10 protein-coding genes are annotated in these 14097 nt (G+C 55.1%); 1 reads left to right on the plus strand and 9 read right to left on the minus strand.

Translation table 11 applies throughout. The features are described 5' to 3' along the window. Positions 1 to 62: 62 nt before the first annotated feature. Positions 63 to 563: a hypothetical protein gene (locus BBPC_RS07430; RefSeq protein ID WP_004221266.1), complete on the minus strand. Its 501-nt coding sequence runs from the start codon at positions 561 to 563 to the stop codon at positions 63 to 65. A 643-nt stretch (positions 564 to 1206) separates the two neighbouring features. Here BBPC_RS07430 and BBPC_RS07435 point away from each other — a divergent pair. After that, on the plus strand, positions 1207 to 4239 hold the full coding sequence (locus BBPC_RS07435; RefSeq protein ID WP_004221262.1) for an alpha-amylase family glycosyl hydrolase: 3033 nt from the start codon (positions 1207 to 1209) through the stop codon (positions 4237 to 4239). A gap of 128 nt (positions 4240 to 4367) precedes the next feature. Here BBPC_RS07435 and BBPC_RS07440 read toward each other — a convergent pair whose 3' ends face one another. The 8 genes from BBPC_RS07440 to BBPC_RS07475 form a co-directional block, all read right to left on the minus strand. Further along, positions 4368 to 5525 (minus strand): polysaccharide pyruvyl transferase family protein, encoded by a 1158-nt coding sequence (locus tag BBPC_RS07440; RefSeq protein ID WP_004221261.1) that lies wholly within the window; start codon positions 5523 to 5525, stop codon positions 4368 to 4370. 64 nt (positions 5526 to 5589) lie between these two features. Next, entirely contained in the window at positions 5590 to 6690 is a 1101-nt protein-coding gene (locus BBPC_RS07445) for a glycosyltransferase (RefSeq protein ID WP_004221259.1), read from the minus strand. Positions 6691 to 6692: 2 nt separating this feature from the next. Next, entirely contained in the window at positions 6693 to 7739 is a 1047-nt protein-coding gene (locus BBPC_RS07450) for a nitroreductase family protein (protein ID WP_004221249.1), read from the minus strand. 4 nt (positions 7740 to 7743) lie between these two features. After that, complete coding sequence (locus BBPC_RS07455; protein WP_004221247.1) at positions 7744 to 8808, minus strand: hypothetical protein; 1065 nt, start codon at positions 8806 to 8808, stop codon at positions 7744 to 7746. Continuing rightward, entirely contained in the window at positions 8805 to 10409 is a 1605-nt protein-coding gene (locus BBPC_RS07460; RefSeq protein WP_004221245.1) for a flippase, read from the minus strand. Before BBPC_RS07460 ends, BBPC_RS07455 begins: the two co-directional genes overlap by 4 nt. Continuing rightward, positions 10402 to 11778, minus strand: coding sequence for an O-antigen polymerase (locus tag BBPC_RS07465; RefSeq protein WP_004221243.1), 1377 nt, complete (start codon positions 11776 to 11778; stop codon positions 10402 to 10404). The genes BBPC_RS07460 and BBPC_RS07465 overlap by 8 nt, the downstream gene beginning before the upstream one ends. A gap of 13 nt (positions 11779 to 11791) precedes the next feature. Beyond that, complete coding sequence (locus BBPC_RS07470) at positions 11792 to 12787, minus strand: glycosyltransferase family 2 protein (protein ID WP_004221241.1); 996 nt, start codon at positions 12785 to 12787, stop codon at positions 11792 to 11794. Positions 12788 to 12798: 11 nt separating this feature from the next. Further along, complete coding sequence (locus BBPC_RS07475) at positions 12799 to 13605, minus strand: DUF4422 domain-containing protein (RefSeq protein WP_022245479.1); 807 nt, start codon at positions 13603 to 13605, stop codon at positions 12799 to 12801. Positions 13606 to 14097 lie beyond the last annotated feature (492 nt).

A 14097-nucleotide genomic window follows, 5' to 3' on the forward strand; every position in this document is an offset into this window, starting at 1 on the left:
CGAAGATATTACGGAGCTCAAACTATATTACGATCTTAAATATCACTGGGATATCGCCGATTTCACAGGGCATTGTTGGAACCGATCACCGTGGCTTCCTTGACGTCATCGATCTTCCTGCGCCTGCGGCCGCCGTGACCGGCCTTCGGACCACGCTTGCCGACGGTGCCGCTGCGGACCCCGTTCTTGGCATCGAAGATGATCACGCGCTCATCGCTGTGATATTCGCCGTCCAGAGCGAAGAAGGCGATCTTGTCTGCAGGCACTTCCGGGAAGGTGAAGAACTTCTGCGTCGCAACGAGCAGGTCAAGGTTGCGGGTGGTGACGGAAGACGGCGTATCGGCGTTCGGAGCATTGAACTGAAGAGCGAAATCGTCATTCTCATCGCATACCTGGATTGCGAACTTGCCGCGCTCGTAATTCACCAGCAGCTTGACGTATTCAGGACGTCCGAGAACTTCGGAAACACCCTTGGAAAAACGAACGGATTCAAGCATGACCGTCATGGTCAACTTGCCACCAGTTCTTTCGCCAACTTCTTTGAAACCATCAAGAACGGACATGTAAATCCTTCCTTTATTGTAAATAACTACGTGAAATACTGTACCTCATTGTTAAGAATAAAACGAATCGAATTTCGGGGAATATATTCATATTTTCAAGAACACAACGTAATACGAAAAAACATACCGCAGACCATGCTTGTCTCAATGAGAAATTCGATACGGTTCAGCCAGCGCGCTTCCTAAGCCAACTCGATGGGCACACCACCCCTTGTCACCCCGACGGTTTTCCGCTAAAAACAGATGTGGCAACCCCTACCTCACCCCCGCACTACGGGTTGCGCAAATTGCAAATACTTTGCAGCACAGTTTTCCAATTTCATATAGGAAGCGCTGAAATATCGTGCTTTATGCACGCATATCATTTGCAAAACGGTTCATATAGGGGCTATCTTGCGCAACTATCTTTTGCAATCATTTTCATTTTTACAATGATTTTCTCAGTAACGATTTTCATTGAAAATCCGCCATTTTTCAGCATCTTTTACACTCCAATCGGGATAGAATATACACTACACGGTTGCAGTACTGCAAACGCTATCAAAGAAGATGGGACCCCCGTCGCAAAGCAGCGGCCACGATAACGGAGCCACAAGCCCCGATACCGGCCCAAACACAAGAAAAAGAAGGATCAGGAAGGTCAATGAAACATCGGAAACCAACTCCCGCCTGGCAGAAGCTGGGTCTGCGCGTCAGCAAGAAGCTGGCGGTGGGCGCCACAGCCCTTGCCACAGTTTTCGGCGGACTGGCAGTCGCCAGCGTCTCCGCACAGGCGAGCACCGACCGTAACAGTTATGCGGACACCGTAGGCAACCCGACTTTCGAAGCAGCACGCAAAAAGTACGGTCTGACCAAGGAGATGAAGAACGGCGCCATTCTGCACGCGTGGATGTGGTCGTTCAACACCATCACCGAACATATGGATGAGATCGCCGAAGCCGGTTACACCTCCATTCAGACCGAGCCGATGAGCAAAATCAAGGTGAACGACGCCAACGGCAAGAAATTCACCGAAAATTGGTATTACGTGTATCAGCCGACGAACACCTCCATCGGCAACTTCGTGGTCGGCAGCGAAGACGACCTGAAAGCCATGACCGTGGCAGCCCACGCGCATGGCATCCGCATCATCGTCGACGTTGTGGCCAACCACTTCACCGCCGACTGGAACGCCATCGACTCCGACTGGCAGAAGAGCGAATATTTCCATGCGCGCAACTCCTGCAGCGGCTCCGGCGGCGACAACATCGATTATTCCAACCGTTGGCAGGTGACGCACTGCCACCTGCTGGGCCTATGGGATCTGAACACCGCCAATCCGGAAGTCGCCAATCGTATGCACGACTTCCTGAAAACCGCGGTGAACGACGGTGTTGACGGCTTCCGTTTCGACGCCGGCAAGCACGTCGAACTGCCGAACGAATTCGACGGTTCGCAGTATTGGACCACCATTCTGCAGAACGGCTCGCAATACCAGTACGGCGAAGTGCTGCAGGGCGATTCCGGACTGGATTACAAGGCGTACGCCAACCTGTATGCCAAGTATGGCGAAGGCGGCGGCGGAGCCACGGCCTCCGACTATGGCAAGACCATCCGTTCTGCACTGTGGAGCAAGAATCTCAATGCGGGCAATCTTATGAGCTTGCGCAACGGGGGCGTCAACGACGATCAGCTGGTCACCTGGGTGGAGTCCCACGACAACTATGCCAATAGCGACAAGGAATCCACGTATCTGACCAACGATCAGATACGCTTCGGCTGGGCCGTGGTCGGCGCACGCGCAGGCGGAGCGCCACTGTTCTTCAACCGTCCGAAGGCCTCCGGCGGCAATCAGCCCCAGTTCGCAGAAGCCTCTCAGCTGGGCGACGCCGGCGATGACATGTGGAAAGACACGGCTGTTGCGGCCGTCAACCATTTCCGCAATGCCATGGACGGCGAGGCCGAATACCTGCGCAACTGCGGTTCCGAACAGAACAACAACTCCTGCCTCATGGTGGAACGTTACAAGACCGACAACAATGCCGGCAATGACGGCGTGAGCATCGCCAACATGGGCGGCGACCAGAATCTGGCCGGCACTCCGACCAAGCTTGACGACGGCACGTACACCGATCAGGTGAACGGCGGCACCATCACCGTTTCCAACGGCAAGATCACTTCCGGCACCGCCAAGGGCGATGCGGTGAGCGTGTACTTCAACACGAGCGTGAAGGAATCCGTTTCCGCGACCGTCAGCAAGAAGTTCTCCTCCAACACCATCAAGGTGACGCTGAACGCCAGCAATGCCACCAATCTCACTTACTCACTGAGCAATGGCAAGAACGGCTCCTTCGTTGACGGCGACTCGCTCACCATCGGCGGCGATATGGAGATCGGCGATTCCGTCACCCTGACCGTCAAGGGCACCGGCGCCGAAAGCGGCGAAGCGCTCGAGTTCACCGCAACCTACACCAAGGTTGAGGTTCAGGCGAACACGATTTACGCGACGAAGCCTTCCGGCTGGAGCAAGATGTACGCGTACGTGTACACGGGCGACGGAGCGACCGCGAAGAACAACGCGGCCTGGCCGGGCGTGGAGATGACCGCGATGGCGGCCGCCGATTCGTGCGCCAAGGCCGGCACATACAAGTATGAGGTTCCGGATTTGGGCGAGGGCACCTATCGCGTGATCTTCTCCAACGGCAACGGCTCGCAGATGCCGGGGGCCAGCCAGCCTGGTTTTGAATTCTCGGGCAAGGTGAGCTGGGATGGTTCGTCCGCCTCGCTGACAGCCATCACCTGCACGGCAACGCCTCCGGTTATCAAGACCGCGGACATCACCTTCAGCGCCACGGCCGACCTCAAGACCGGCGAGACCCTGTACGCGGTCGGCGACTGGGGCCAGGGCAAGGGCAAGACCTGGACCCGCGCCGGCGGCGTCAAGCTCGCCAAGAACGGCAACGCGTACACCGGCACCACCACCATGACCAAGGGCCAGGCCATCACCGCCCGACTGATCAAGGTCGACGCGAACGGCAAGACCACATGGGACGAGATCGGCGACGTCAAGGCCACCGCCGACAAGACCAAGACCGTGGACCTCAAGTGGACCAACGCGGTCGAGAACACCGTGGACATCACCATCAACGCGGCCGCCGACCTCAAGACCGGCGAGACCCTGTACGCGGTCGGCGACTGGGGCCAGGGCAAGGGCAAGACCTGGACCCGCGCCGGCGGCGTCAAGCTCGCCAGGTACGGCAACGCGTACACCGGCACCACGAAGGTCGGCAAGGGCAACGCCATCACATTCCGTCTGATCAAGGTCGACGCCAACGGCAAGACCACGTGGGACTCGGCCAAGGACCGCAAGTCCAAGGCCGACAAGACCAAGGCGCTCGGCGTCTCCTGGACCTCCGGCAAGGTGAACGAGGACGGCACGATCCCGGACGACTCCGCCATCAGCATCTCCGGCAAGGGCGTCGCGGACGGCAAACTGTCCATCCAGAAAGGCAACCTCGCCGAGCTCTACGTGATCGGCACCCAGGACGCCACCCCGTCCGACGCTGTCTGGTGGAGTGACGGGGCCGCCGTGGCGGTCTCCGGCACCGGCACCGTCTACGGCGTCCAGACCGGCACCGCCAAGGTGAACGTGAAGGTCGGCAACCAAACCGCCACCATCACCATCACCATCAAGTAAACGGCAACCGCCGATATCCATAAAACATTTGAGCCTTGGAATTCAATATCACTCCAAGGCTCAAATCATATTCAAACGCTTCTATACGCATGAAAATACACACATCAAAATCAGCGGATTTAGCATAATCAGCTCAAAGCGTCGTGCAGATATCGCTTTGAGCGGCTGCGCATGATATCCAGTGCAATATCGGCATTGCAGAAATCGATGGTTTGTGAGGTATCAGTACAATCAACTTCGGAAAAATCAGTGATGATTCTGTCGGCGAATTGCACTTCCTGCAGGATTTGACCGCGTCTGGTGCCGAGTTCATGCTCTTTGGTACCTTCCGTATACACCCAGAACGGTTTATGGAAGTTGATGGAGAACAGCGTGCCATGATAGGAGTCCGTAACTACACCCTCCGCATATTTCACCAGCGAGAGGAATTCTTCCGGCCCTGCCTCGAGCACATTGACAAGCTCATCGCATTTCGGCACATTGCCCGCCTGCGGCGTCAGCACTGCGACAGGCAGGCCGACTCGACGAGACAGTTCACGCAGTTGCCTGAATACGCCGACAGCACGCTTGGGACGCAGCAGCGAATAAAACAGCAGATACTGTTCGGGCACGTGTTGCGACTTACGCAACGGTATGCGTTCCTCCCATTCGCCCGCGTTGAGCAACAGCGTCGGATCGCATACGTGTTCCACATATTTGCCGCTTACCTGCCGCAGTTTGCCGCATGCGGAACGTTCCCTCGCCGAAAGCGCGCTGAATTCCACCAACGCCGGTCCGATGCGCCGCAGCTCATCGTCGGTCATGGTGGCCGGCGACGAAGCATACGAGATTTTCCTGCAGTTCGCCCATTTCAGCAGGTACGGGTCCATGTACTTCCAGTCGACGCGTTCCAGCTCGTTGGAATGCTTGTTGATGATCTGGTCGCTGCCGCTCACGGCCACGTCGAATGCGTCAGCCAGCGAATTCAGCTCTTCCGGCTCCTGATAGCGTCGTTGGCCCACATGTATGTTCGTGCTGATGAACCGCTCGAAATTGCGCATGCGCTTCTTGCGCAGTCCCGCAACCGGCAGCATGGTTAAATCCGCGAGGGACGATTTGAGGCCCAGCCCACGCCAATATAAGCGTTCATAGTAGCGTTCGCCCTCAAGCGGCCGGTAGTCGATGACGGTAACGTCATGCCCCATGTCCGTGATGGTTGATTGCGTGGCATACGCCTGCAATACCGAACCATAATTATAGGCAGCATGATACGTGATTAGACCGATAATATTATGCTTCTCGTCCATATTTCTTCGTCGTTCAAGTAGTTATTTCTTTGTTTTCTCGCTATTGCAGAAGCACTCCGCTTTCTCATTGTTTTCCACTGAATTGCTTATGACGCACCCATGCGATCGCAGCGCTCACGTAATACCATCGATATTTCATCGAAAGCAACGCGATTTGTCGGGTCACAGGAAAACGACCTCCCCGATATCGATCAAGCGGCTGCCGAAAAACCGGCATGTTCACTACTTTTCCATAGTGATTCTTTCGTTCATGACGGTTCCATGGCGCTTCGGGATTGAACAGATCATTGATCATAATGATCGTCAGATGAAATAATGTGTAATCATCGAGCGTTCCATCAGATATTTCCCGAAATTGACGAATGGTATCGCGCATTGTTTCGATCGCAGATATTGTTCGCCGCACATAATCGTTGGAGAACGACCGCACCGCCGAATCCGCATTGCGGCGGTATTCGTACACCATTTCATCCACATAGCCGATTCGATTCGCCGCCGCGACCGCACGGAACGCATATTCGGCGTCCTCTCCCAAACTCAAGGTTTCGTTGAATCCGTCGATCCCTTTGATCAGCGGCATGCTGTACAGCTTGCCCCAAACAAGCGCGATACCTCGCTGCGGTCGGAGCATATCCTCGCATAGGTCAAGACGCCTGCGTCCCTCGAACACCATGTCAGTTTCAGCATAATGGTGTTCTTCCACACTTGGAGACCCCTCGCCTTTGCCGCCCATAATGACGGCACCAGCGGCGTCGGGAACACCGTTCGCATCGGCATCGGCACCTGCAAGCACGTTGCGGTACGCCCCCATCACCACATCGCAGCGGTATCGCACCGCAAACGCAAGCATGCCGTCGACGGCATGCTCGGCGAGCGCATCATCCGCATCGAGGAACATCGCCCACTGCCCCGTGGCCGCGCGCAATCCCGCGTTGCGAGCCGCGGAGACTCCGGCATGGGCGATCGTTTCCGTACGAATGCTGACCAATGGCGAATTCCAATTCGAGATCGGTGCCGTTTCGAATGCCGGCTCACCATCGAATACAATCACCGCTTCGATACGGAAGCCACTGCCCTGCTGCCGTTGCAGACTGTTCACGCAATCATGCAACGTTTGCAACGTGGCACGGTAGACGGGAATGATCACACTGATGGTATGGCTCATCGTCAGTTCAGCTCCCGTGTGATCACCGAAGCATCATACCGGAACGATACCGGCGATTCGATGCTTTCCGGGAAGTTGCCGATCGCCACGAACGCAATCAGCGTTTCGTAGTCGGGCACGCCCAACAGCTTGCGGATCTCATGCTCCTGCTTCTCACGCATCATGGTGTTGAGAGGGCAGGCGGCCAGCGACTCGCATTCCAATGCGGTCAGGAACGCCATGGCGAACAGGCCTCCGTCGATATACGGCTCGTTGCGTTCCTCAACGCTTACGAAACTGCGCACGTCCACGCTGATCAACGCCAGCACCGGAGGCGCATCGTACCCACGCCACCCGCCCTGCAACGCCAATGCCTGTTCGATGAATTTCGGATTGCTGATCAGCAGCACGCGATATGCCTGCCTATTGCATACCGATGGCGTTTTCATCGACATGCTTACGGCCTTACGCACCGTTCCCATATCAACAGGGGTTTCGGCATACTCGCGTACGCTGGAACGCCCTGCGAACAATGCTGCATAGTCGAGCGATGCGTTGTCGCGTTTGTCTGCGGCACGCACGGTTTTCACGCCCGCATTGCCCGCAACGTCGGCTTTTTCGGCTTGTTCGACGCTTTCGATATCCACCGAGGCCACTTCGTCGGCAAACCATACGCCCACAAACTCAGGAATCGGCTTCTCCAACGCCCGATGCTTGCGCACGTATGCACGAACCACCTGCCGTGCCGCGATATACGTCACATCGTCAACCGGATAGTCGCGTTCCCGCCATTCATCCATCACGGAACGCAACTCCCCGAACGCGGATCTGCCGAATCCCGCACGGAACCGTCTATGCGACAATCCTTTTTCAATACGATGAATGTAATACACCATAGTGCCGCGCAATTGCTCGGATTGCCCCACATTCCATTGCCCCGCGCAGAATCTCAGGAACCGTTTGCGCTGCCCCGCATAGTACGAAGCCAATGTCATGTTCGCTTTGCATCCTTGCAATACGCGCCAGACGCGATGCGGAACGATGGTTTTGATTCGCTGCTTCACGCCCATGATCTCACCTTTCCTTGTTTTCTCGACGCAACGACGGCAATACCGCCTGCACCTTGGCCATGACTTCCCTTGTAAACCAGCCTTCACGCAGCTTCTGCCCCAATTGCGAAGCCCGTCGTACCATTCGCGCATACTCGCTTTGCGTCATGCCGTATTCCACGGCCATGGCCTCTTGCAACGATTCGACGGCAACGCCCACTCCCTGTTCGACTACGAATGGTGCGAGCGCCGCCTTGTTCCATATGATCACCGGCTTGTCGGCTGCAAGATACAGCGACAGCTTATGCGGATTGTTGACGGTCAGATATTTGCCGTAATAGCCGCCGCAGGTGTCGAGACTGTCGCCGTCCCAGATCAGACCAAATCGTCCTTCCAGTTTGTCTGGCAGTTCATCGGGTGCGACGATTCCGCGGTACCACGCCGTTTTGCCGTTCCGCCGGTCATATTTCGGCCCGTACAGATTGATGTCGGCTTTGGGGAATCGCTCGGCCAGCCGATACACGTATTCGGCTTTGCCATGGCTGAGATTTCCCGCGATATCGATGCCGTGACGCTGTTCCATGGGCACAGGATTCGCTTGCGGCAGCAGGTAATCAAAAATGCCGATCTCCACGATCGGCACGGTCGCGCCGTACTTGCGCAACACTTCGCTCATGCGCGGATTGTGGCTGATGAGCAGATCCGCTTCGGTCACCCATTGTTTGTCGAAATCGGTGTAGGAGTAGCCGCGTAACGTTTCCAAATCATGAATCAGGAAAACAAACAACGCTCCGCGCGCTTTCATCCTACGCACGGAAGGCAAGGCGTACAGCGACACCTTATTGTACATGATGAGCGGAAATTGCACCAACACCACATCCCCGCAGCGAACGGTTCGTTCCAGCCGATGCCAAACGGCAAGCGTACGCCCAACGCACACCAGCTTGTCGAAATACCCTTTGTTCTCGCCGGGACGCACTTCGAACGGCTGCCAGGATTGGCTTTCGAGCACCTGCCGAATGTCATCGCGCGCTTTGGATCCAGCGTGCGCATGATGCAGCGAACGTTCGCAGATCACGTAGTTCGTCATTGCCAACCTCCATTGTTTGCATATCGTCCGTCACTCGCATTGCTTGCGCCATGCGCGTTATTCTCATCATTCGTTTTCCGTACATGCAGTCGGTTGAATACCGGCTGAAGCATGGCCATAACGAATCGTTCGCGGCACAGCAGCAACGCGATGCCATATATCAGCGTGAACAGGAATCCGCCGAACATCAGCCACAGGAAGGCGTTCCATGTCTCGGCACCGCATATCGCGATCGCGCCCCGCGTAAGGCAGCCTGCCGCAATCGCACTGAGCAGAATACGTATCGGATCGATCGACGTGCGAATGCCAACCAAAAACCCGCGGCACACATATGAGCGCATCGCCAGCATCAACGCTTCGCACAATGAAATGCTGATGGCGGAACCGACCACGCCGAGCTGTGGAATCAGCAGCACGTTTGCGAGTACGGCCAAGGCAAGTCCGATCGCGTTCACCATGGCCCATGTACGTTCCATTCCTTTGGAAATCATGATATTCGCAAGCACGATATTCATGGCCGAACACATCACCGCAATACCGACGAATCGTAGCGGAACCGCGGATTCCGCGAAGTCAGCGCCACCGAGCAATGCCACGATCGGGTCGGCAAGCAATATCAGCAGAGCAATGATCGCGGAGCCGAATACCATAACGAAATTCATATTTTTCGCGATCAGTTCGCCTGCCTGCCGCTCTTTGCGCCGCGCCTGATAATACGAAAGGCGTGGCAGCATCACGTTGCCGACGGAATTGACGGCGGTGACGAGCACGGATTTGATTTTGGATACCAGCTGGTACAGGCCGACCATATCGGTGGTGCCAAGGAAGCCGAGCATCACAATGTCTACTTGAATATACATGCCGGATGAAATGGATGCGATGGTGAACCATAGCATCGGTTTGAAATGGCGGGAAATATTGAGATGTCCACAATTGCGGAAGTCCACGAGCCTGCGTAGCCGCAGGAGATTGAGCACGTTGGATCCGTACCCGGCCACCACCACGATCAGGCCGTATATCGCGTAGTCGCCGCGCTGCCGTACAAAAGCGAACATGAGCACCAATGCCAGCAGTTTGAAACATACGCTACGCACGGTGATGTATTCGTATTGTTCCAACGCCTGATAGAACCATTCCACACCGAACGAGGAAAGCCAGATGGCCAGGCCGAAAAGCGCGAACAGCCCGAATTGCGCGTTCATTTTCGGTACGGTGAACAGGCACGCCAGGTAGACCGCGAACACCATGGTGGTGGAGCATGCCAGAATAACCAGCAATTCCAGCACCGTACGCGATAGTTCCGCGCGGTCGTCGCGTACGCGAGCGCAGACGCGCACTCCGTAGTAGGTAACGCCCAGGAGGGCCACCAGCGAAAAGTATGAGGCCACGGATTGAGCGAACGCCACATGCCCGGTGCCACCGGTGGAAAGCACGCGCGACACGTATGGCACGGTGATGAGCGGGAAGATCACTGACGACGTGGTGACGATCATGTTCATCAGCACGTTGAATTTCACGGATCGAATGCGCACGTCGGTTGGATGCTTGGCCGGCTTGCTGGACGGCTGCCCGACCGGCTTGGTCGGCTGACGTTCAGACATAAAGCACCACCCGCTTGGCGAAGGCGCGTTTGCGTATGCGCACGGAGTTCACGAAGAATATCAGCACCACCCAAATAATGATGTTTCTGAGCATGATCTGGTTGAACATGGTTGACATCCAACGGTTGGAGAAAAAGCTGAACGCACAGCAATAGCCGATGGCACCGTACAGCATCATCGATATGGGAATGCCCGCCTTGCCGTATTGCAATGCGAAAACCGCGCTTTCATAGCAAAGCTGAGAAAGTGCGGCGATCAGCACGATGGCAAGCATCGCACCCGCGATGCCCCAGTCGAAAATGAATGCGTAATATGTGGTGAATACGTTGCCAAGACTGCGCTCGCCATACCGTTGGAAGGGTTGCCATTGCATCCAGTCAAGCACGGTTTTGCCGAATATCTGGGGGAACGAGGCCCGGGTGGAAGCCAATGTCATGTCTCCCCATTGCGTGGATTTGACCGCCAACGAAGGCGACATGGAGTTCGTGAGATACGCGTCTAGGTTTTTTATCGGCGCTCCAATGTAGATGGACAGGTATTCGTACATGGTCGAGTCGCCCGCCTTGCGTCCCATCAGCGACAGCAGTGGCTTGAACGAAGCCAATCCCACGAGCGCGATGGCCACGAATTTCAACACAGTGCGGAAGCCGAGCCGCATGCCTTTCCAACGGTTGTTCTGCCTGCGGAACAACGCCCAGTATGTCCATGCGGCAACGCCAAGCTGAATGAGGCTATTGCGTCCGCCGGAAATCAACGTCATCGGAACGGCCGCCAACACATTGATGACCGCAAGATAATCGTTGTGCAACGAACGGACCACCACGCTGCGCATGGCGAGAAACAGCCACGCATAGGCCATGGCGTTGGTCGCCAGATGCAGTAGCGAGGGAATTCCAGAGAGGGCCACGCCTTTGGTGCTGAATTTGTTGAGTTTGTCATACAAGCCGATGGCTTTGTCCAGAGAGCCGTCTCCCCCGTAGGGCAGTGTCAATGAGATTATCTGCCGTGACACGATCAGCAATGCCAAACCGGTGAACAGCAGGCCGCCAACGTACACCCACATCGGCAGAACGATATCTTGCGGCTCACCGTATTCCCGATGTGCTGTCCGATGTCCGACGCAGCTGCGGAAAAACACCTTCACACCGTAAGCCGTCAATGCGAATGCGAACGTGCCGAATCCAACCACGAAGCAGGTTTGCATCGACAGGTCGAAATCCCAGGTCCGGTAATTGGTGAGTCCATTGAATACCGCGAGCGTGAATCCGACCACGAATAGTATGGATGGTTCCGCGAAATCCCCGCGATATGCCACTATCAGCAGCACCAGCAATGCCAGCAATGTCAAGAACAGTATGGTCGAGGTCATCTCATCACCATGCCTAATGTGATGCGATTTCCGGATGCCGTCGCTTGTACAGCGCGTACATCATGCCGTACAGCGTCGGAGAGGTGGCCAGGAGTTTCCATTGCAGCAGTTGACTTTTCCCAATGATTCCCTTGCGTTCCACCATTGGCAGCAATTCGCGCAATTCCGTACGCGCATACCGTTCGAATTGCGCCCATTGCTTGCGTTGATGCGCGAGCATGATGCGATTGCAGGTACCGACAATGGATTCGAGATGCCCATATGCGGCATATGCTTCAACATGCGGATATTTGGTTCGCACCAAGTCGAGCATGGCTCCGGTGGATTGTGCGAATTTGTCGGTGATGCCATGCGACTGACTGTTTTCCGACATTCTGTAACGGTACAGCGGCGTGGAATCGTATACGATGCGATCCGCCTTGTCGAGCAGCTGGTAGGTGACCGGCGAATCTTCCGCATAGACGGCGTCGAGCGGGTAGCGCAGGTTATCGAAGAGTTCTTTTTTGGCGAGTTTGTCCCACGCGGTCACATAAAAGTAGCCATGCTGATTCACATAGGCGAATGCTTCCTGCGAGGTCATGACGATTTTCTTGTCGGGAAAAGCGTTGCAGTAGGTGCTGCCGTCAGGGTTTTCCCGTTCGTACGAGATGATCGACAGGTCGGCGTCGGATTCCTGCAGATTGTGCAGCAACGTGCCGAACATATCGGGAAGCACGTAATCGTCGGAATCCACGAATCCGATGTATTCGCCTTTGGCAAGGTCGAGCCCGGTGTTACGGGCCGCCGCCAAGCCGGCATTGCATTGGCGCACCGCACGAATGCGGTTGTCACGATTCGCCCAAGCATTGCACTGTTCGCAGGAGGAATCGGTGGATCCGTCGTCGACCAGTATGATTTCCAATCGTTCGTAGGTTTGCCCGATAAGACTTTCCACGCATTGGTCGAGATACCGTTCCACGTTGTAGACCGGCACTATCACGCTGATGAGGGGTTGGGTCGAAACTGCCATAAGACCTGTTTTCAGCAGCTTTTCACGTACTTTTTGCCTACGAATTTCGCCATAAGGAAACCGGACCCCTTTTTGATCCAGTCCACTGGTTCGGGGCTGATGATAGGCATTTCGACGTACGGGTAATGGTTGGTTTCCAGCCATACATCGAAGAGGATTTCGCTGATGCGTCCGGGAAATCGCATTTCGAAGACGCTGTATGAGCTTGAATCGATATGCTTGGCCAGTTCTCCGATGATGGGAAACATCCACGAGCAGTATTCGTTGATGAGGTCTTTGCGCATCACGAACATGTTGAACAGGTGCGCCGAGGTTTTGTTCATTTGCGCGTCGAATGCGTCGAGGTAGTCGGAATTGGTTTGCGCGATAATGCTTCGTGTCGCATCGAGCTGGCCTTCCTGCATGGTGTGCTCGTAATGTGAATATACGGTTTCGATATAGTAGTTGCGTCGTTCCGGCACAATGATTTCGCACGTATCGAGCAGACGCGCATAGTCTTGTTTTCCTGCGATGCAGCTGAAGCGTTCGTTTTCGTCTCCGTGGCGTTTCGCACTGTCATTTTTGGCAAAATGACGGCGGTAGTGCACCAATCCCTGATAGTCGGCATCGCAGTTTTTCCACATCCAATACAGTCCGGTCAGTTCGGAATATTGTGCGTTCAACTGCGAAATATTATCGCCGGTGTTGTCGCACGTCATACCCAAATCGACGTTCGGATGCAACGCCCTACCGACCTGCAACGGCATATATACGCCGTCGATCGGCATACGGTACGCCTTATGCGTGGCCACGGCCACCGTGATGTCGGAGTCCGCCATCACTGTCATCCCTTCTATACCGGACGCGCACTACTGCCAAAGCACGCCCTTATACTTCACCCTCCCCCTTGTCTGGAGGGTACAGCATACGTTTTCATTTTATCTCAACAGTTCATCTAGATTTCACCAAACGTCAGACACTCCCGTTTTACAAACCCCATTTTTCAAGCTTTTTCAAGATTATTTTACAAATTATCATGTTTTGCAAGAGATTGCAGACGTTTGCATACACGACGTGAAAACGAACTGATTTAAAGCTTTAATCACACCCCACACACGCCATCCAACACCCCCGATATGGCAATTTCAGGATCGCCTCTTTCATAAATATTGAAAATCTCGTCACAACTGTTTCATTACTACTTCGGCGTTTCGCTGCCATCATGTTGGGATTACAAGAAAAAACGTTTGCAGATCATTGCAAACGATTATGAAAAACAGGGCGCACGACTCCAATATCACATATTGAAATCGCACGCCCCTGAGATCTAC

It is taken from the genome of Bifidobacterium pseudocatenulatum DSM 20438 = JCM 1200 = LMG 10505 (assembly GCF_001025215.1).
GTDB lineage: Bacteria > Actinomycetota > Actinomycetes > Actinomycetales > Bifidobacteriaceae > Bifidobacterium > Bifidobacterium pseudocatenulatum.